The sequence below is a fragment of the Paraburkholderia sp. GAS448 genome, from assembly GCF_050435685.1.
In the GTDB taxonomy this organism is placed as follows: Bacteria; Pseudomonadota; Gammaproteobacteria; order Burkholderiales; family Burkholderiaceae; genus Paraburkholderia.
In genome coordinates this window covers 381,905-401,502 of the sequence record NZ_JBNDKT010000001.1, presented here as the reverse complement: position 1 = coordinate 401,502, position 19,598 = coordinate 381,905, and the positions used below count along the sequence as shown (strand labels likewise).

The following is a 19,598-nucleotide window of genomic DNA, read 5'->3' as shown; positions in this document are numbered from 1 at the left end:
CGGTGCTTCGGGTGGCCGTCGGTGTCGCGATGTGATGCAAGTTTAGGTCAATTCAGGGCGTTATAATCACGCCTGAAAATGACAGATCGTCTCATCAGGGTGGACAATCGGCGGGCAGGTTGCACGGCAGACGAGGTGGCAGATGAGGGTTGGAAGCGATGCAACTGGATGACCTGAGAATTTTTCTCGCCACGGTCGACGCACAGAGCTTCACGGCGGCTGCCCGCAAGCTGTCGCTGTCGAAGCAGTTCGTGAGCCGGCGCGTGATGGCGCTCGAAGCCGAACTCGGCGTGCGCCTGCTGGTGCGCAATACGCGCAAGCTGGCAGTGACCGACCTCGGCCGCGAGCTGTACGATCGCGCGCGGCGCATCGTCGCCGAAGTCGAAGAAGCGGAGCAGGCGATGTCGTCGCAACACGCCGAGCCGCGTGGGCTGCTGCGCGTGAGCGCGCCGATGTCGTTCGGCATGACGCATCTGTCGCCGCTTGTCACCGAGTTCCTGAAGCGTAACGACGCGGTGCGCTTCGATATCGTGCTGAGCGACCGCTCGGTGGATGTGATCGGCGAAGGTTTCGACATGGCGATCCGCATCGGCATGCTGGCCGATTCGACGCTGATCGCACAGAAGATCGCCGACCTGCGCGTCGTGGCGTGCTGCAGCCCGGGTTACCGCAGACGGCGCGGCGAACCGTCGAGTCCGCTAGAACTCGATACGCATGAATGTCTGTTGTATGGGCACGAGCGTCCCGTGACGTGGGAGTTCGTGATCGGCGGCGCGCGCAAGGCGGTCGAAGTGGATGGCCGGCTGCATGTGAACAATGGCGAACTGATCCGCGATGCCGCTGCCGCCGGCCTTGGCATCGCGTTATTGCCTGAGTTCATCGTCGCGCATGCACTGAAGGTCGGTACGCTCGTTACCGTGTTGCAGGCGTTCGAGCGGCCGCCGTTCGGGCTATACGCCGTCTATCCGCAGCATCGGCAGCGCTCCAGCACGATTCGCGCGTTCACATCGTTCCTGCGCGAGGAGTTGACCGGGAAGACCGGCATCTGACTGCTGCGCTGGTCTTGTGGTGCTATTGCCCCGTGGCCGCCGCCCGCGTCGGGAACCTGCCCGGCTGTGCGGATTGGTGCGCCGGCCCAGCTTCGGAAGCTGTATGCCGGTCTGCATGTCGATGACGATCAGCGCGGCATTCGCGTCAACGGTTGCCAGGCCTCTGCCCTGGCTTCGTGACTCGCGCCGCGTGGCGTCAATTCCAGCACACCGCGCTCCCGCAGCAGATCCCGCAGTTCGAGGATCACAGGAAACACCTCGTGATTCCAGTCCGAGCCCTGTTTGTCGTGCGCTGCCTGTTCCGCTTCGACGATCTCGCGATCTTCCTTGAAGATGCGTTCCGTGAACCACACCAGCAACGGCCACGCCAGATCGAGCGCGCCGGGAATGCCTGGCTTCTTGATCGACAGCAGGCCGAACGTGCGGTTGGTACGCTGCTCCGCGTCGAGCGGCACATACACGATCCACAGATCCATCACGAGATTCTGCGCGGCGGTGCGGATCTGCAGCGTCTGGTACGGATAGCAGGTGCGGACCGTCATGACGTCCTTGTCGTTCTGCCCTCCGTCCTTACGGCTCTGACCGAACACGAGCGCCTCGCCGACCGGCTGCTTGCCCTCCATCCGCGCGAACGTGTAGTCCACTTCGACCCAGTCGTCGCCGCGACGGCGTCCCAGAGAACGCGCGCGCATCTGACCCATCTGCCTGCGATGCAGGAACTGATGGTTCATGTCCATCAGGTTCTCGTGCATGAACGAATAGTGACACTTCACCTCGCGGCCGAAGCGACGGGTCTTGTACGTCTTGTCGGCCACCGAACCCAGTTCGGGTAACGGCCGTTCTTCAGCAATCGCAGCGTCGCCAGGGAATACGAAGATCAGGCCTTCCTTTTCGCGGCACGGATACGAACGCACGCCATTGGGCAGCCGCTCGCGGCCCAGATACGGCACGTCGATGCAGCGGCCGGTGCAATCGTAGGTCCAGCCGTGATAGCAGCAGCGGATCGATTCGCCGTTGACCACGCCTGCGTGCAACGGCACCTGTCTATGCGCGCAGCGATCCTCCAGCGCGAACACCGCACCGGATTCCGTGCGCACGATCACGATCGGCTGGCCGGCGAAGCGCACGCCATGGGCCTTGCCGCGCTTGACTTCGTGCGACCACGCGAGCGGATACCAGTGGTCGGGATGAATAGGGACGCGGCGCAGGTCGCGCACGGGCGCCTCCGCGCTTGCTCCGGAAGCAGCATCGTTGCGGGTGCCGCTTTCGAGCGTGGGGACTGCATGCATGGGTAACGCCTCCTTGCGCGACCGAGCCAGCCCGGTGAGTTGACTCAAAAGACCATGACGACAACGTCGGTCAGTCTACTCGAACAAGGGTCACGCCGGAGGTTTGATCGGACGTGATCGCATGCGTTTCGTGGTTGCGGGAGCGTGCCGCACGGCTGCTTCTCAAGCGCCATCCGGTTTCCACCTGGTTGTTAGCAGGTTGTTATCTGGTGGTCATCCGCCTGTCATGCGCCTGTTATCCGGTCGCTGGACGTTCTGTCGTGCGTGGGCGTTGTTCTCTGCGCGCGCCTATCGCCGCGGGCGCCACACGACGAAAACGACGCCCCCAATCGTAAGGGGCCGGCCGGCATGCCGGACGCCTGTCTTGCGCGGTACGATGGTTCTCTCCTTCCCATGAGGCGCGCGCATGTCAATGTCACTGCCCGGTCTGGCTGCGTTGATGGAGCCGCTGCGAGGCTTTGTTGCGGTCGGGCGCCGGATGAGCATCACCGTCGCGGCCGGCGACCTGTGTCTGACGCAGTCTGCGCTCAGCCGCCAGGTGCAGGCGCTTGAAGAGCGGCTTGGCGTAAAGCTGCTGATTCGCGGTCATCGCTCGATCGCGTTCACCCCGGAAGGCGAGCGGCTCTTTCGCAGCGCGAACGGCGCGCTTCAGCAATTGCAGGATGCCGTCGGCGCGGTCAGCGCGCGCGGTCGCAGGCCGCCCGTTACGCTGAGTGCGAGCATCGGTGTGACGGGCCTGTGGGTTTTGCCGCGGCTCGGGCGCTTCCAGCAACGGCACCCGGATATCGACGTACGGGTGGCGGCCAGTAACCGCCTGCTGGACCTGGCGAGCGAAGGCGTCGATCTGGCGATCCGTTATGGTCCAAGGTCGTCGGCTCACCCTGGCGCCACGCTGCTGTTCCGCGAGACGGTTGCACCGGTGGCACATCCGTCGCTGGCTGGCGGCGGTATCCGTTCGCCGGAAGACATCGCGGCCCAGGTGCTGCTGGAATTCGACGACCCCGGCCGGCCCTGGCTGCACTGGGACGACTGGCTGGCCGCGGCAGGCTGGAGCGGCGTGAAGCCCAGGGGTGTCCTACGCTTCAACCAGTACGATCAGGTCGTGCAGTCGGCGATGGCCGGGCAGGGTGTCGCTCTGGGACGGGTCGAACTGATTCGCCCGATGCTGTCCGACCAGCGTCTGATGCTGCTGCCGACGTCGTTACAGGGGCCGCCTGGTGATCACGCTTACTGGCTGATCCAGGCAGAGGACGCGCCGCGGCCGGACGTCGCCGCCGTGATTGAGTGGGTTACGTCGGAAGCGCGAGGCAACAGCTAGTGTTCGCATGCATACGGTGCATGTGAACAGTGCGCGTTCTGCGCTTGAGCGTGGTGATGTCCGCGAGGCTTAATGGGTGACGGGCCACCGCACCAGCGACGGCATTCCAGGAGCCACACGATGAACGTCAATCCGTCCGCCGGCATCGCGGAACCGCACTACTCGCAGCGACCTTACATCCAGACCGAAGGCGACGTTTCATCCGCGTTCCGGTTCAGGCCGGCAGCCATTCAGTCTCCATCTGTTCAAGCCACATTTGGCTATCTGCAGCCGACAGGCGAGCGACCCTACAACTATGCGTTCGATCCGCCCGAAGGCGCGCCATGGGAAAACTACACACGGGACGAACGCCTGATGCGCGTCGTCGATGGACGTCTGGCATCGGCGCCGGGATCCGTCCACACGGAAGGCTTCGAACTCTGGGACGCGCCATCATCGCTGCGTGATTTCGACGACCGTGACGAGATTGTCCGCTCGTACTATCCGGAGGTCGCAGAACTGGCGTGTGCTGTCACAGGCGCCACGCGCGGGTATGTCTTCGATCACCTTGTGCGTCGACGCGAAGCGGATCGGCGGCCGCTCGGATTTGGACGGGCCGGCAGCGGTGCGCCGGCCGCCGCGAACGGCGCGGTCCATAACGACTACACCGAGGCATCCGGCCGCCGCCGGCTGTCACTCGTGCTGGGCGACGCAATGGCTTGTGCAGGGGTGGGGCGCTACAGCATCGTCAATGTATGGCGTTCGATCAAGGGTCCGGTTCTCGATACGCCGCTTGCGGTCTGCGATGCGCGGTCCGTCGATGTGGCTGATCTTGTCGTCGCGGACGTGCGCTATCCGCGACGCACCGGAGAGATCTATCTGGCGCAGTACGCGCCCCGGCACCGCTGGTCGTATTTTTCGGCGATGGACCGGCACGAAGCGCTCGTGTTCAAGCAGTACGACTCACAGATCAGCGGCGTCGCCCGCTACACGCCGCATGCGGCTTTCGATCATCCCGACGCGCCCGCGGATGCGCCGCTGCGCGAAAGTATCGAGGCACGTTGCCTCGTTATCTACGACTGACCGACTCCGGAGACCGCGATGAATCCAGCCCAACCCGCGAAGCTCGAGTTCTGGTTCGAGTGCGGCAGTCCCTATAGCTATCTGAGTGCTATGCGCATCGAGACGCTGGCGGCCCGGCATGGCGTGACGGTGGCATGGAAGCCTTTCCTGCTCGGCCCGATTTTCCGGTCGTTCGGTTGGGACAGTTCGCCGTTCGTGCTGCAGAAGGAAAAGGGCGCTTATGCAATGCGCGACCTTGCACGCGAATGCATGAAATACGGCGTGCCCTGGCAACCGCCGACAACCTTCCCGCGTCGCGCGCTGTTGCCGATGCGCGTCGCGATGCTGGGCGCGGACGAGCCGTGGATCGACGAATACACGCGGCGGATGATGCAACTCAATTTTGCCGTCGACCGCGACATCGACACACCCGACGCTGTGACGGAAGTACTCGCCGCGTTGAACTTGCCCGCAGCGCAGATCATCGAGGCGGCGGTCTCGGACGCAAACAAACAGCGCCTGCGCGAACAGACGGAAACGGCACAGCGGCGCGGCGTGTTCGGCGCACCGATGTTCTTCGCTGGCGATGACATGTTCTGGGGCAACGATCGCCTCGAAGACGCATTGAGAGAGGCCGCGAGCGCGACGACGAAACGTTGGCGCGATGGATGACGACTGACTCGTGGCACATGACGCCGGATAAGATGTCGCCGCTCAAAGGTGGCCGTGTTCCGGCATTTCGGCGCGCTGACGCTGCCGTTCCTTCCCCGGCCTCCTGACCGGTCGTCACAGGACGCGCCCGGGCGCTCTTTCGACTGTAGAATCATCGTCTCTACCCGTTCAGGAGCCGCGCATGAACCCGTCCACGGCGATTGCCGCCATCCTTGCCGCGCTGCTGGTCGGCGCGATGAGCCCCGGGCCCAGCTTCGTGATCGTCGCGCGCAACTCGATCGGTCTGTCGCGCCGCGACGGCCTCGCAACCGCACTGGGCATGGGCTTCGGCGGCGTGTTCTTCAGCGGCATTGCGCTCGCGGGGCTCTATACACTGCTGGCGGCGGTCGAATGGCTGTATGTCGGCCTCAAGGTGGCGGGCGGCCTGTACCTGGTCTACATCGCTTCGAAAATCTGGCGCGGCGCAAGAACTCCGCTGACGGTCGACGCTGCGTCGTCCGGTCCCGGGCGCAATCCGCGCAAGTCATTCTGGATCGGGCTCAGCACGCAACTGAGCAATCCGAAGACGGCGATCTACTACGGCAGTATCTTCGCTGCGCTGTTGCCGCAGCATCCGCCAACGTGGTGTTACTTCCTGCTGCCGCCGATGGTGTTTGCGATCGAAGCGGGCTGGTACACCGTCGTCGCGCTCGGCTTTTCGAGCCGCCGTCCGCGCGAGCTTTATCTGAAGGCGAAGGTTTGGGTCGACCGCATTGCGGCCGGAGCAGTCGGGGCGCTCGGACTTCGGCTGGTTTTTACCGCGCATAAGGTGGGCATCTGACGGCGGCGTGATGGATAACCCGAACACGCTCTTCGAGCCGCAGCACGCCGATGCCACTGGCAGCGACGAAGCAGACATGGTGCAACATGCGCTTGCCTGCATCGATGCGTTCACGGAATGCTTCAATGCCCGCGATCTGAGCGGGATGGATGCACGGCTAGCAGTCAGATCGGAAATTTCGTCGTCGACAGGATTTCCTTGAGCACCATGAACGTTCGTATCTGCCGCACGCCGGGCAGATACAGCAACTGTTCCGCGTGAAGCCGGTTGAAGCTGTCGCTGTCTTTCGTGCGGACCAGCATGAAATAGTCGAACTCGCCCGTCACCACGTGGCATTCCATGCAGCCGACCACTTTCTGCGCGGCCTTCTCGAATGCAGCGAACGACTCGGGCGTCGACCGGTCCAGCACGACGCCGATCACGACCAGCATCCCCGCACCGACTGCCTTCGGATCGAGCAGCGCGACAAGCCCCCGTATCAGTCCCATCTCCTTGAGCCGTTCGACCCGTCGCAAGCAGGCCGGCGCGCTCAGATTCACCTTTGCCGCGAGACTCACGTTCGAGATCGACGCGTCGCTCTGTAGCTGTCGCAGGATCGCACGGTCGATGCGGTCGAGTTGCTGCAGCGCGCTTTCGTCGCGCGTTGCTTCGGCGCGAAATTTTGTTGCGTTCATGTTCAAATCCATGCAATTCAGAAGCGGAGATGTTTTGTCGCACCTACTAAACGTAGGCCTCAGCAATTTTTTTCGCAAGCTCATTTCGGCAGCTCTTGCCTAACATTTCATTCATCGCCGCTTCGTCCTGCCGATGAATAGCTCCGGCTCGTCGAGGCCCGTGTCCTCTCAACCGCATCTCGACCATCCGGAGCCAGTCCATGAACCTGCAACGTTTCCCCCGTTATCCGCTGACGTTTGGCCCGACGCCGATCCAGCCATTGAAGCGGCTCAGCGATCACCTTGGGGGCAAGGTGCATCTCTACGCCAAGCGCGAGGACTGCAACAGCGGTCTCGCGTTCGGCGGCAACAAGACGCGCAAGCTCGAGTACCTGATTCCGGAAGCGCTCGAGCAGGGCTGCGACACGCTCGTATCGATCGGCGGCATCCAGTCGAACCAGACGCGTCAGGTGGCGGCCGTCGCCGCGCATCTCGGCATGAAGTGCGTGCTCGTGCAGGAAAACTGGGTCAACTATTCCGACGCTGTGTACGACCGTGTCGGCAACATCCAGATGTCGCGGATCATGGGGGCGGACGTGCGCCTCGTGGCGGACGGTTTCGACATCGGCATCCGCAAGAGCTGGGAAGACGCACTCGAAAGCGTGCGCGCAGCGGGCGGCAAGCCTTACGCGATTCCCGCAGGGTGTTCGGAACATCCGCTCGGTGGCCTGGGGTTCGTCGGCTTCGCAGAAGAAGTCCGGCAGCAGGAAGCGGAACTGGGCTTCAAGTTCGACTACATCGTCGTGTGTTCGGTGACGGGGAGCACGCAGGCGGGGATGGTCGTCGGTTTTGCGGCGGACGGGCGTGCGGATCGCGTGATCGGTATCGATGCTTCAGCGAAACCGGAGAAGACGCACGAGCAGATCACCCGCATCGCAAAGCACACCGCAGGGCTTGTCGGGCTGGAGCGTGACATCACCGACAAGGACGTCGTACTGGATACGCGTTACGGCGGTCCCGAGTATGGGCTGCCCAATGAAGGCACGCTCGAGGCGATCCGTCTATGCGCGCGTCTCGAAGGCGTGCTGACGGATCCCGTCTACGAGGGAAAGTCGATGCACGGGATGATCGACAAGGTACGCCGTGGCGAATTTCCGGAAGGTTCGAGAGTGCTGTATGCGCATCTCGGCGGTGTGCCGGCGTTGAACGGCTATAGCTTCATCTTCCGCAACGGCTGAAGCCTGTTGGTGGGCGCGCCCTGATCGAACGACGGAGGCACTGATGGATCCGCTGACTGGAACTTCAGATGAGCACGGTTGCGACCATGAGCCTGGAGCAGGGATCTGGGTTCAGCCGCCGTCGCCGCTTACGCAGGTGTGCGCGGTGACGGATAACACCACACCGCGCGCGGTTCGCGAGGCGTTGATCGAACGCTTTGGCGATGTGCCGCAGTTCGCTTTGCTCCATCTCGACGCACCCGAGCAACAGAGGCTCGACTGGTTGTCTTCATGCCTGGCTGCGACCCGGGCTGGGCATCGAGGGCAACGGCGAATCGATGGCCTGCTCGCGGCGCTGTCGGCATCGTGCCGGCTCCTGCTTTGCACGCAGTCGGCGAGATCGCTCGACTGGCTTGGTTCAGTCTGCGGTCATCGATGCGCCTTCGCGTCGCTCCATGCGATCACCAGCGATGACAGGCAGAACGAAGTTGCCGTCGAAACGGTGCGCGCGCTGTTGCACGAGACGCTCGCCGAGCGTTGGGGGAGTGCGCTTTAGCGCTTTGCCTCCCAGTCTCTGTCGCTGCATCGGGCAAGCGGTGAATCGAATCCATCGCTTGCTCAATTCACCGACATCACGCGCCCAAGGTATTGATTAGATTGCCTTCCGGATCGCGGATCGGGTGTGCACCTATCGGCTGATCGGCCCAGACAGTCTCGACACCTTGTGCGGCGAGCGCCGCCGTCGTTGCGCGGAGATAAAGAATCCGCGCCCGGTCGCGTTCGTCAGACAGGCGAACATTGCGAATGGCCCGCACGACCCCGCAAGGGTCGGCTTTTTCGTTGGTACATGCGGGCCGATAGACAATCTTCCGCCGAAAAAATGCGGCGGATATCCCAAAAACATGGGCTTCCGGCAATCTGCCAGGTTTACGCCGTCACGATTTGAAGCGACCCGGCAAGGTATTGACGCACCAAGCCGGGCCAGGAATCGCCTGTTACAACGAGCAAAGCAGGTTCGCCTATGTCGCAATGGAATACGCTCTCGGTCCCGCTGGAGACCGGGTGGCAATGTACGCTGGTGCTGGCCAGCGAATACCGCAGTCCATCCGGAGAATGGCTCGCTTTCATGCGGGGCGGTAAACGCAAGCAGCTTGAGCAGGACCGGAAAGATTTTGACTGGTACTTCCGGCCACGCCGAGACTTGAGAACCGTGACCGGCGAGACGGAACTAGACACGATTCAGTCGTTCCTGAGCGATATCCTGAATGTGGTTCACTGGGACCTTCCCACGGACAACGCGAGCGTCGAAAGCATGCTCCGGAAGTTGGTGGCGGACGGTCGGCTGGTGCCCGTCGTCAATCGCGAATGGCGCTCCCGGCCCCTGGTGTCTCGTCCTGTGCCCGCGCCGGAGCGGTGGCCGTCGTCGGGTGGCGGCGGTGGCATGGTGAGGGCGGTTCCATACTCGGGGCTGTTCAATGGTGAGCCGGTTCTGTCCAGCCCGTACGACCCGACCATGCAGGAAGCCAAGCTCATCGCTGCACGCGGTGCGATGGCCGCAAGTGACGGCGGCAGCGATCTGCCTGGCGTGGTTGAGGCCATGGCCGGTGCCGCGCTCAGCATTGACTCCGGCGCGGATGACGGCGGCGGCGAGGTGGCCGACGATAGCGGCCATATATCTACACTGCTCGGCGATGCGCAGCCTTTGAAGCTAGGCGACGAGGTAGCAAGCGGCAACGTTGAACAGGATGCCGGTATATTCCTGACGCCAGCCGAAGAAGCGGAATGTGAACTTCAGCTTCGTGCGGATATGGCTGAATGCAGCGCATGGTACGCCGCAAAGCCCTCAAGCTGGGGTGTATGCAAGACCCGCGCAATGGAACGCTATGCCAACTGCCTGAGAGGTAAATCAATTGGCTGATACAAACGAACGTCCGCCGCGGTGTGTGGTCATCGCCTACGATGAGGATGCGCAAGCCCTCAATGTCTGCACGGTAAGCCGTGCATCAATGGAAAAACGGATGGAAGCCGCTCTTACGGTTCCGTGGCCACTCGAAGACGAGCATTTCAGGCTTGATGATGAATTCGCGAGAAAGCTTGGGGGTTTGGTCTTCAACCTGCTGGCAGTTCACCAAACTGAGTTGAAGCAATACATCAGTATTACCCCCCATCCAGACGCCAACAAACCGCCCGCCGACTGAAGCACCGCGCACATGCGCAGCCGGTCATCGCGTGAGTTGCCTGTCCCTGACTTACGCCGCGGTCAGATCAGCGTTTTGCGGAAACAGCGCGCGACGCGTTTCTTCATCGAACTCTGCCTTCAGTGTCAGCCTGTTCTTGAGCGCCTGTGCACGCGCGGCTGCGGGACGTGCGGAGATTTCATCGACCACGCGTTTGACGTTCGGGTAGTCTGTCAAACCCTTCTCTCCGAGGACGTAGCCAGCAAAATTCGCCCAGCCCCACAGCGCCATGTCGGCGATGGTGTATTCGTCGCCGGCCAGATACTTCGACCGCGCGAGACGCGCGTCGAGAATGCGGTAGTGACGCTCGACCTCTTTCAGATAGCGGTTGCGTGCATACGGCAGCGCTTCCGGCGCGTGGTGCAGGAAGTGCACGGCCTGGCCCGAGAACGGCGACAGGCCGGTCGCGACGAACTGCAGCCACGACAGCATCTGCGCATGCTGGGCCGGCGGGGCCGGCACGAACTGGCCATGCTTCGTTGCGAGATACAGCAGGATCGCGTGCGAGTCGAAAACGGTGACGCCGTCGTCGTCGATGGCGGGTACCTTGCCGTTCGGATTGACCTTCAGGAATTCAGGCCTGTGTTGCTCGCCCTTGAAGGTATCGACGGCGATGAGTTCGAAAGGCGTCTGCAGTTCCTCGAGCAGCAGCGCGGCTTTCAGCGGATTCGGCGACGGATGGAAATAGAACTTCAGCATGATGTTTCCTTGATTGACGGATGAGGCAGGCCACGGCCAAGCGGCGAGCCGCACGGTCGAAGGTCGATGGTTGGGAACGGCGCGCGCCTCAGTCGCGCCGCGATAAACGGGTTGCGGCCTTTTGAGCATTTCTGGCCGCGTCGATGAAGTGGCCGACGTACACAGCGTCGAAACGGATCAGCGTCGTGAAGAGGCGAATGTCCGCCTCGGCCTCTTCCTGCCGCTTACTGCGCGGCCTGCTGCGCCGGCGGCGCGTTGATGAACTGGACGATCGCCGGAATCGTCTGCTCTGGCGCTTCCTCCATCAGCCAGTGCCCCGATCCCTTGATGATCACGCCCTGCACGTTGTTGTCGACCACACGTGCCTGATTGATCAGGAAGCTGCCGGACGCCTTTTCACCGGCAAGAACCAGCATAGGCATCGGCAGGGGCGTTTTCGCGAAGCCGGCGAAGTCTTCAGCGTCCTGCGGGAACGCGTGGAAGTATTCGAAACCCGCGCGCATCCGGCCCGGTCGCGCATATTCGGCGGCGTAGCGCCGGCGATCGGCTTCCGACAGCCCGTGCGACGGATCGGCGGCGAAGTCGTTCCAGAAGTGCTCGAAGTAGATCCGCTCGCGACCCTGCACCAGCTTCAGCGGCGTTTCGCCGTAGAAGTTGAAGTGCCATTTGTCGCGCAGCAGCCAGACCTTCTGCCAGTCGCCGACGCCAGGCAGGAACGCATCCATCAGCGTGATGCTTTCGACTTCGTCCGGATATTGCGCCGCGTACGCATACGCGACCATCAGGCCGATGTCGTGGCCGACGATCTTCACCTTGCGGTAGCCGAGTTGCTGAACCATCGCATGGATGTCCTGCGCCATGGCTTTCTTGTCATAGCCGCTTTCCGGCATCGACGATTGACCCGCGCCGGGCAGGTCCGGCGCGAGCACGACGCGGCGGTCGTCCAGCTGTTTGATCAGCGGCAGCCACATGTGGCTCGATTCGGCATTGCCGTGCAGCAGCACGACGGGCGTTTCGTCGCCCTTTCCGGCTTCGAGATAGTGCAGCTCGATACCGTTCGCGTTGATCGAATGACTCTCGATGGGCGGATTCGTCGCCGCTTTCGAGGTGGACAGCAGTGCGCCGGCAAGCAAAGCGGCGGCGCCGACATGCCGTGCGACTTGAGTGAACAGGCTCATGACAGGTTTCTCCGATGACGGGCCAGCGTTTTGCTGGAGGACATTCTGTTGACGTGATGCCATGGTGGACTGGCGCCCACCTTTTGCCGTACGATTTTCCCGACGAACTCGTTCGACGGAGTTGAACATGTTGTCTGAGGAGGAACTGGCCTTACTGGAGGCGATACGGGACAGCGGCAGCCTGTCGCGGGCGGCGGCGCGGCTCGGCAAGGCGCCTTCGACGGTGTCGCACGCGGCCCGGCAGCTCGAAACACGCTTCGACGCGTTGCTGTTCGACCGTCGGCGCTACCGTCTGCAGCTCACGCCGGCTGGCCACATGCTGGCGGAAGAGGCGGCACGGCTGATGCAGGACGTGTCGCGGATGACGCAGCGCGTTCGCCAGATCGCGAGCGGCTGGGAGGACCGGCTGTGGATCGTGACCGACGAAATTCTCGAATTCGAGTTCGTGATGCCGGTCGTGAAGGCCTTCGACGCCCTGCAGTCCGGGGTCACGCTGCGCTTTACGCACGAGGTGCTGGCCGGCACGTGGGAAGCGCTGCGCGACGGGCGCGCGGACCTGATCGTCGGTGCAACCAACGAGCCGCCGGCGATTCCCGGATTGCGCTGGTTCGAACTCGGCGTAATGGATTGGGTGTTTGCGGTGTCGCCGCGCCATCCGCTGGCAGCCGTCGAGGGGCCACTAAAGCGCGAGCAGATCGTCGCGCATCGGGCCGTCGTGGTGGCGGATTCGTCGCGCAGAACGGTCGGCCGGGCCTACGGCGTGGTCGGCGGGCAACCGGCGCTGGCCGTGCCGGCCATGCGCGCGAAAGTACTGGCGCAGCGCGACGGGCTTGGCGTCGGCTGGCTGCCGCGCCATCGCGTTGCGTCACTGCTCAAACGTGGTGAACTGGTGGAGAAGCAGACTGCCGACCCGCGCGAACCGAACGTGCTGTACGTTGCATGGCGTGGCGACCACGAAGGACGCGCGCTGCAATGGTGGCTCGAACAGTTGCGCCAGCCGCGGCTCTCGGAGCGGCTGGTCAAGGGTATCGACATGTTCGCGTGAACCGACGCGGTGTGTCTGTCAGCTCACGTTGCTGGTGCTGCGCGACGTCTCTCTTTCGCTGGCCTCGCCGGAGCTGATTGCGTCGGTCAGCGCCTCGGGCGGCTGTGGCCTGCTCAGGAGGTAACCCTGCACATAGTCGCATTGCACCTGGCGAAGAATGTCGAGTTGCTCCTGCGCTTCGACGCCTTCGGCGACGACCTTGATCCCCAGCTTGCGCGACAGGCCGATGATGCCTTCGACGATGGTCTGGGTCGCGGCGTCGTGGGCGATCTTCGAGGTGAAATGGCGGTCGATTTTCAGCGTCTCAGGCGCGAAGTCGGCCAGGTACATCAGGCTTGAATAGCCGGTGCCGAAATCGTCGATGGCGATCCGCACGCCGAGCCGCTTCAGCGCATTGATCGTCTTTTGCGCTTCGGACGCGTTTTGCATCAGCGCCGTTTCGGTCAGCTCGATTTCGAGTTGATCAGCCGGGACGCCGTATTGCTTCAGCGCGCGCTCGACCTCTCTCACGATGACATCGTCGGCGAGCTGCCTCGCCGACACGTTCACCGACATGCAAAGACCCGTAGCGCCCGCACGTCGCCACGCGGCCAGCTGGCTCAGCGCGCTGTCGAGCACCCACACGCCGACGTCGGCGATAAATCCTGTTTCTTCGAGGATCGGAATGAATACGCCCGGCGGGATCAGGCCACGCGTGGGATGCCGCCAGCGGATCAAGGCCTCGACACCGCACACGGCGAGCGTGGCCGGCTCATGGATAGTCTGGAAGTGAAGCAGGAACTGGCTGGACACCAGCGCTTCGGGCAAATCGCGCTCGAGTTCGAAATCGTCGATCGTCGCCGCGGCTTCCTTGCCGGCGAACTGGAAGCTGTTGCGGCCGGCCTTTTTGGCGGCGTACATCGCGACGTCCGCGCTGCTCAGCAGCGTTTCGGGATTGGCGCCGTGATCCGGAAACTGCGAGATGCCGATGGACGCCGTCGTGAACACGCCGACGCGCTGTTCGAGGTGGCTGCGCGACAGGTCGGCCAGCAAAGACCCGGCCAGCCGCCCGAGCCCCGCTTTGTCCGGCACGCTGCCGATCAGCACAGCGAATTCGTCGCCGCCCAGCCGGGCGACGAAGGCATCGCAGGGAAGCGCCTTCCTGATGACGCAGCCGACGCTCTGCAGCAGGTGGTCAGCCGCCACATGGCCGAGCGTGTCGTTGAGCACCTTGAAGCGGTCGAGGTCGACGAACATGAGGCCGAACGGCTTGCCTGCCGTGCAGCGCTCCTCGATCTCCCGCAGCAGCGCCGCCCGATTGGCGAGCCCGGTGAGCGAGTCGGTGTAGGCGAGCCGGTCGAGGGCCATGATCCGCTCCTGCTCGGCGGTGATGTCCTCGGTGATGCCGACGATGCGCAACACCCTGCCGCTCTCGTCGCTTACCGGATAACCGGTGCTTCGCAACCAGCGCAAGGATCCATCGGCCTTCCGGATGCGGTATTGCGCCCGTCCGTCCGTCGATTCCCTGACGATGCGGTTCATTTCGGCAAGCACCGGCTCGAGATCGTCATCGACGACCAGTTTCATCCAGGCGGATGGATCCTTGACGAAATCCGCCGGTTCCAGACCGAACACCTTGGTGCAGCCTGCCGTGATGTAGTGAAAATAGTCGAAGTTCGCGCTGTACGAATAGAACACGATGGGCATGTGCGCTTCCATCTCCGACATCAGCGCATTTTTCGCCTGCAACTGCGTCAGCAGTTCGGTTTCGTCGGTGACGTCAGACGATGCGCATACCACGGCAACCACCTTGCCGCCGCTGTCGCGAACCGGCGTCAACCGGCTGTCCCACCATTTCGGCCGCCCGGTCGTCGTGTGACAAAGCGCGCGAAACGACGCGTCCCGGCCCGCCAGCACGTCGTCGAAGGCGGCCCTGGCGGCCACGCTGTCGGCGCCTTTCCAGAAGCTGAGCCAGTCGGCGCCCGCCAGTTCGAGCGGTGAGGGCGCGTCCATCAGCGTCGCGCCGTATTCGGAAATGCGCAGCATGCGTCCATTGACGTCGAGCAGCTTCATGCATTCCCGGTTCGTGTCGAGCAGCGCGGAGGCCAGCTTGCCTGTCGCCATCTGCCGGGAGCGCTTGCTGGCCTGGGTCCGATAGGCGGCAATGAACACGACGGTGCCCACTGCGATGGCGCTCGCCAGACTCACGCTTCGCGGCAGGCTCTCGGGAAACATCGACCACACGGGGGCGTACAGGCTCAGCGCGCCCGCACCGAACGCAGCGGCGGCGCTGATCAGCGTCTCCGCTGCGCCGGTTCCCTGATAGCGCGCGTGCCAGCCGACAAAGTACGACAGAAAAAGCTGGTTCTGCGGCGGCGTGGTGCCGTCGCTCAAAGGGACGCTCGGAGTGCCGCTCCCGGGAATCGAACGGCTTAAACGCGACAGTTTCAATTTGATGCCTGTTCTGCCAGGTGTTTCGTTCATGCGTACATGGCGCACACGATCGCGATACGGGCTGTCAGCCGATCATGCTCCCGTTTGGACGCGTGCAAAAGCATTTCTGCAGAGCAATGAGTTCCCGGGTCGATGAATCGGTCGTCGCGAACCGAAACGTACGGGTTTCCGTGGCCTTTGCAATATGCAATGCCCCAGATTGGCGCACTTGATGACGAATTCGAAGGACTTGCGGTTCAAGGCGGATGCGATGTCGTTGTCTGGCGTGAGCCGTAGCGCGGCCCATGCTCTTTGCATAGGCATCGCCACGACGCGCGAGCCGGTGGGGATCAGCGCGCAAGCCATATCATCGGCAAACGACGACCGTTTGCGCCTGCATGGAGCCTCCAGCATAGGCGAGCGGGCACGCGTCGTCGTGCGGCCGCTTGCTCCTGTGAGCGTCGCGGGAATCCAGTCGTGAAGGAGCATCTTGCCTGTCATGGTGTCGCTCGGGCGGGGATTGTTGATCGGCTCCGATACCGCCGCTTTCCGTGTTAACGGACAAAGAATTCATTTTTTTAGTGCAGGGTTTTTGCTATCCCGCAGGATGCTGCGCCGACGGCCGGCGTTTGCGACCTGTTTATGCGCAATGAACTGTCGAAGGTCGTCTAACGGTTATGCATTTTGCAAGCGGGCGCACATCTGGGCGCTCTCCGCAGATGCCTCGTTGTCGGCCTTCACGGCTTGGTTAACGTGCCGGCGGGTTTGGACCATGCAGAGCGCGAGCCATACACGGCTCGTCTGCTCCGGCCTGCTTTTCCGCGGTGATGATGACGTGGTCGAGGTGGCGGGGCGATCACGCGTGCGATGCCATTCGGACCGCCGCCTCCGTTGCAGACGCGTCTGCGCCCCGGAGGTTACGTTTCGCTCCAGAGTCGCAGAAGATTGTGATAGCAACCAATCAGTGTGCGTTTTGCCGCCTCATCGCCGTTTGTTGCATTGAGACGTTGGATAGCGTTGTCCATATCGAACAGCAGCGAGCGGCGCGTGTCGTCGCGCACGAGGCTTTGTGCCCAGAAGAAGCTCGCCACCCGCGTGCCGCGCGTGACGGGCCGCACCTGATGCAGGCTCGTGCCGGGATAGAGGATTGCGTGGCCAGCGGGCAGCTTGACTTCCTGCACGCCGTAGGTGTCTTCGATCAACAGTTCGCCGCCGTCGTATTCGTCGGGCGGTGTGAGAAACAGCGTGATCGACAGGTCGGTGCGTACCCGCGCGCCATGCCCAGGGACTAGCCGGATCGCGCCGTCCACGTGACTGCCGAAATGCATGCCGCCTTCATAGCGGTTGAAAAGCGGCGGATAGACACGGTTCGGCAACGCGGCGCTGATGAAGAGCGGATGCCGTTCCAGCGCACCGACGATGATATCGCCCATTTCCTGCGCAATCGGCGAACCTTCCGCGATCTGCTGGTTGCGCTTGACGGGCGCACCCTGGTAACCGGCAGTCGCACGGCCGTCGACCCAGGAATCGGCGGCGGCATCGAGACGCGCGCGCATCGTGGCGGCGTCAGCGGGACTGAGTACGTCCGGAATGGAGACAATCATGGCTGGATACTTCCTGCGTCAGACCGCCCGCTTCTTTGGTGGAGAAACGGGCGGCGATTCGTGGGTCGTCGCTTCGGGCGATCAGAAGAAGCGGTAGTTTACCGTCGCGAGGAAGGTCCGGCCGAGACCCGGCACCGCGCGCCCGCCATCCGACGGAATCAGCGCATCGTAGTACTTCTTGTCCGTCATGTTGAGCACGTTGAACTGGACGTCGTACTTCTTCGCGTGATACGCGGCCATGGCATCCCAGCGCGTATAGCCGCCAACCTTCACGTAGTTGGTGTTCGCTGCGTAGCGCGACGACGTGTAGACCGGGCCGCCGCCGACTTCCCAGTGCGGCGTGAACGCGTACGTGGTCCAGAGCGTGAGCATGTTGCGCGGCGTGTTCGCGGGTGTCTTGCCGGCGGTGCCGTCAAGCGCCTTCAGCACGGTGCCGTCCATGTACGTATAACCGCCGAACACCTGCCACTTGTTCGTGATGTGGCCGGCAACGCCAAGCTGATAACCGCGCACGCGAATATCGCCGTCGAGCTGGTAGACGCCCGTCGAATCCAGCGTGCGGGCGTTGGTCTTCTCGATGTTGAAGAGCGACTGCGAAATCGACAGGCCACCGCCCAGCAGGTCCCACTTCGAACCCACTTCGTACGAGCGGTTCTTTTCCGGCGGCAGATTCTGCTGTCCGTTGGTGAGCGTCAGTGCTTCCAGCGACGGATCGAACGACGTGCCATACGACACATAGTACGACTGCCAGTCGGTTGGTTGCCAGATGATGCCGCCGCGCACGCTGGTGTAGAAGTTCGTCTGCGTGGCGTACGAAGGCGCGTTGATCGAATTGCTGATCGAGGCTTCATAGCGGTCCCAGCGCACGCCGCCGACTACCTTCCAGTGCTCGCCGATCGAAATCGTATCGTTCGCGAAGAGGCCGATGCCGTTCGCGCTCGACTCGGCGAGGTTGGTCGCCACGGTCTTCGTGCTGGACGGGCGGGTGGTGTAGGTCGGATCGATCAGCGGGACGATCGCGAGCGTATTGGACGGCAAGCCCGCTGCAGTCGACGTGTAGGTCTGGTTGCTGTACGTCTCATGACTCAGATCGACGCCGGTGATCACCTCGTGCCTGAGCGGCCCGGTCGTGAATTTCGCATCGAGGTCGGTCGTGTTGTAGACCGAGTGATCGTTGATGATGCGGTCCTTGCCCTGCAGCTTGACGTACAGCTGCGATAGCGGCAGCGACGTGAAATTCCCGTTCGTCAGCGCGGTCGAGGTGGCCAACGGTCCGGTCAGCACTGCCGCCGCATTGGTTGCGCGCGCGTCGGTGCTGTAGTGGCTGAACTGCGTCTGGTTGCGCAACGTCAGGTTTTCGTTGAAGCGGTGCTGGATGCGTGCAGAGAACGTCTGCACGTCCTGGATCGTGCGGTCGTCGGTGAAGCCGTAGAAGGTTCCCCGGCCGACCGGCGCCGGCTGTCCGTTGAGCGACGGCACGCCGTAGTCAGGCTGGTCGCGGTTGTGCTGGATCAGCGCGGACAGGGTGATTTCAGTCGGCGTGCCGATGCCAAAGCGCACTTCCGGGGCGACGCCAAAGTCCTTGTTCTTCATGACGTCGCGCGTCGAACCCATGTCCTGACCGAACGCGTTGACGCGAATCGCGGCGGTGTCGCTGATCGGCTGGTTCACGTCGACGGTGGTGCGGTAGCGGTCGTGTGTTCCGGCCATCACCGAAACGTCGGCGCGGCGCTTGAGGTCCGGTTGCTTGCTGACCTGGTTGATCACGCCGCCCGTCGACCCGCGCCCGAAATACAGCGACGACGGGCCATATAGCACGTCGATCGATTCAAGGTTGAAGGTGTCCCGGTAGTACTGGCCGCGGTCGCGGAATCCATCGAGATAGATATCGGTGCGTGCCGTGAAACCGCGCAGGTTGATGTTGTTGCCGATCTGGCCGCCTTCCGCTGCGCCAATCGTGACGCCGGGAACGTTGCGCAGTGCGTCGCTGAACGACGTCGCGGCCTGCGACTGCAGTACGGCTTTCGGTACGACCACCACAGCCTGCGGGATGTCGCGCAGTGCGGTAGGAACCTTGGCGCCGACGCTCGATGTCTCCGGCTGGAAGTCGCGGCTGTTGTCGACCTGACTCGTTACCCTGACTGCAGGCAGTGTGGCGTTGCTGTCGGCGGCGGTGTCTGCTGCGGGTGTGGTCTGTGTCGCTTGCGCTGCCTGTGCGACGGGTGCGGTGGGTTGCGTTGCGGTTTGAGCGTAAAGCGGCGCCGCAAAAACAGTCATGATGGCCGCGGCGAGCGGTGTTGTTCCAGGCATTTCGATTCCTGTCGTTGTTACTGTCATTTTTCTGGCTCGGCGCAACACGGACGT

19 protein-coding genes are annotated in these 19,598 nt (G+C 63.0%); 12 read left to right on the top strand and 7 right to left on the bottom strand.

The window, feature by feature from the left end:
- The first annotated feature begins 158 nt into the window (after positions 1–158).
- Complete coding sequence (locus P3T23_RS01855) at positions 159–1,049, top strand: LysR substrate-binding domain-containing protein (protein ID WP_429314488.1); 891 nt, start codon at positions 159–161, stop codon at positions 1,047–1,049.
- Between the two features lie 128 nt (positions 1,050–1,177).
- Here the strand turns inward: P3T23_RS01855 and P3T23_RS01850 are convergent, their stop codons facing one another.
- Positions 1,178–2,338 carry a Rieske 2Fe-2S domain-containing protein gene (locus tag P3T23_RS01850; protein ID WP_429314487.1) on the bottom strand — a complete coding sequence of 387 codons (1,161 nt, stop codon included), beginning with the start codon at positions 2,336–2,338 and terminating at the stop codon, positions 1,178–1,180.
- Positions 2,339–2,744: 406 nt separating this feature from the next.
- Here P3T23_RS01850 and P3T23_RS01845 point away from each other — a divergent pair, with 406 nt between their 5' ends.
- From P3T23_RS01845 to P3T23_RS01825, 5 genes are all read left to right on the top strand, one after another.
- Complete coding sequence (locus tag P3T23_RS01845) at positions 2,745–3,656, top strand: LysR substrate-binding domain-containing protein (protein WP_429314486.1); 912 nt, start codon at positions 2,745–2,747, stop codon at positions 3,654–3,656.
- Positions 3,657–3,776: 120 nt separating this feature from the next.
- A complete protein-coding gene (locus tag P3T23_RS01840; protein ID WP_429314485.1) occupies positions 3,777–4,718 on the top strand; it encodes a CmcJ/NvfI family oxidoreductase in 942 nt (313 codons plus the stop codon).
- Positions 4,719–4,736: 18 nt separating this feature from the next.
- Positions 4,737–5,369, top strand: a complete 633-nt coding sequence (locus tag P3T23_RS01835; RefSeq protein ID WP_429314484.1) for a 2-hydroxychromene-2-carboxylate isomerase — start codon at positions 4,737–4,739, stop codon at positions 5,367–5,369.
- A 181-nt stretch (positions 5,370–5,550) separates the two neighbouring features.
- A complete protein-coding gene (locus P3T23_RS01830) occupies positions 5,551–6,189 on the top strand; it encodes a LysE family translocator (protein WP_429314483.1) in 639 nt (212 codons plus the stop codon).
- 10 nt (positions 6,190–6,199) lie between these two features.
- Entirely contained in the window at positions 6,200–6,391 is a 192-nt protein-coding gene (locus P3T23_RS01825; RefSeq protein ID WP_429314482.1) for a hypothetical protein, read from the top strand.
- Here the strand turns inward: P3T23_RS01825 and P3T23_RS01820 are convergent.
- The gene (locus P3T23_RS01820) at positions 6,354–6,863 is read right to left on the bottom strand and encodes an Lrp/AsnC family transcriptional regulator (RefSeq protein WP_429314481.1); all 510 of its coding nucleotides are present in this window, start codon (positions 6,861–6,863) and stop codon (positions 6,354–6,356) included. The genes P3T23_RS01825 and P3T23_RS01820 overlap by 38 nt on opposite strands.
- Positions 6,864–7,063: 200 nt before the next feature.
- Between P3T23_RS01820 and P3T23_RS01815 the strand changes: the two genes are divergently transcribed.
- From P3T23_RS01815 to P3T23_RS01800, 4 genes are all read left to right on the top strand, one after another.
- Positions 7,064–8,080, top strand: coding sequence for a 1-aminocyclopropane-1-carboxylate deaminase (locus P3T23_RS01815; protein ID WP_429314480.1), 1,017 nt, complete (start codon positions 7,064–7,066; stop codon positions 8,078–8,080).
- A 43-nt stretch (positions 8,081–8,123) separates the two neighbouring features.
- Positions 8,124–8,615: a hypothetical protein gene (locus tag P3T23_RS01810; RefSeq protein WP_429314479.1), complete on the top strand. Its 492-nt coding sequence runs from the start codon at positions 8,124–8,126 to the stop codon at positions 8,613–8,615.
- 465 nt (positions 8,616–9,080) lie between these two features.
- Positions 9,081–9,977 (top strand): hypothetical protein, encoded by an 897-nt coding sequence (locus tag P3T23_RS01805; protein ID WP_429314478.1) that lies wholly within the window; start codon positions 9,081–9,083, stop codon positions 9,975–9,977.
- Positions 9,970–10,257, top strand: a complete 288-nt coding sequence (locus P3T23_RS01800) for a hypothetical protein (protein ID WP_429314477.1) — start codon at positions 9,970–9,972, stop codon at positions 10,255–10,257. The genes P3T23_RS01805 and P3T23_RS01800 overlap by 8 nt, the downstream gene beginning before the upstream one ends.
- Before the next feature lie 51 nt (positions 10,258–10,308).
- Here the strand turns inward: P3T23_RS01800 and P3T23_RS01795 are convergent, their stop codons facing one another.
- A complete protein-coding gene (locus tag P3T23_RS01795; RefSeq protein ID WP_429314476.1) occupies positions 10,309–10,995 on the bottom strand; it encodes a glutathione S-transferase family protein in 687 nt (228 codons plus the stop codon).
- 224 nt (positions 10,996–11,219) lie between these two features.
- A complete protein-coding gene (locus P3T23_RS01790; RefSeq protein ID WP_429314475.1) occupies positions 11,220–12,173 on the bottom strand; it encodes an alpha/beta fold hydrolase in 954 nt (317 codons plus the stop codon).
- Positions 12,174–12,300: 127 nt separating this feature from the next.
- On the opposite strand from P3T23_RS01790, the gene P3T23_RS01785 reads away from it, so the two are divergent.
- Complete coding sequence (locus tag P3T23_RS01785; protein ID WP_429314474.1) at positions 12,301–13,218, top strand: LysR family transcriptional regulator; 918 nt, start codon at positions 12,301–12,303, stop codon at positions 13,216–13,218.
- 18 nt (positions 13,219–13,236) lie between these two features.
- Here the strand turns inward: P3T23_RS01785 and P3T23_RS01780 are convergent, their stop codons facing one another.
- Positions 13,237–15,591 carry a putative bifunctional diguanylate cyclase/phosphodiesterase gene (locus P3T23_RS01780; RefSeq protein ID WP_429314473.1) on the bottom strand — a complete coding sequence of 785 codons (2,355 nt, stop codon included), beginning with the start codon at positions 15,589–15,591 and terminating at the stop codon, positions 13,237–13,239.
- A 271-nt stretch (positions 15,592–15,862) separates the two neighbouring features.
- On the opposite strand from P3T23_RS01780, the gene P3T23_RS01775 reads away from it, so the two are divergent.
- Positions 15,863–16,111 (top strand): hypothetical protein, encoded by a 249-nt coding sequence (locus tag P3T23_RS01775; RefSeq protein ID WP_429314472.1) that lies wholly within the window; start codon positions 15,863–15,865, stop codon positions 16,109–16,111.
- Positions 16,112–16,547: 436 nt separating this feature from the next.
- Here the strand turns inward: P3T23_RS01775 and P3T23_RS01770 are convergent, their stop codons facing one another.
- Positions 16,548–17,234 (bottom strand): Fe2+-dependent dioxygenase, encoded by a 687-nt coding sequence (locus P3T23_RS01770; protein WP_429314471.1) that lies wholly within the window; start codon positions 17,232–17,234, stop codon positions 16,548–16,550.
- A gap of 81 nt (positions 17,235–17,315) precedes the next feature.
- Entirely contained in the window at positions 17,316–19,544 is a 2,229-nt protein-coding gene (locus P3T23_RS01765; protein ID WP_429314470.1) for a TonB-dependent receptor, read from the bottom strand.
- Between the last annotated feature and the right edge of the window lie 54 nt (positions 19,545–19,598).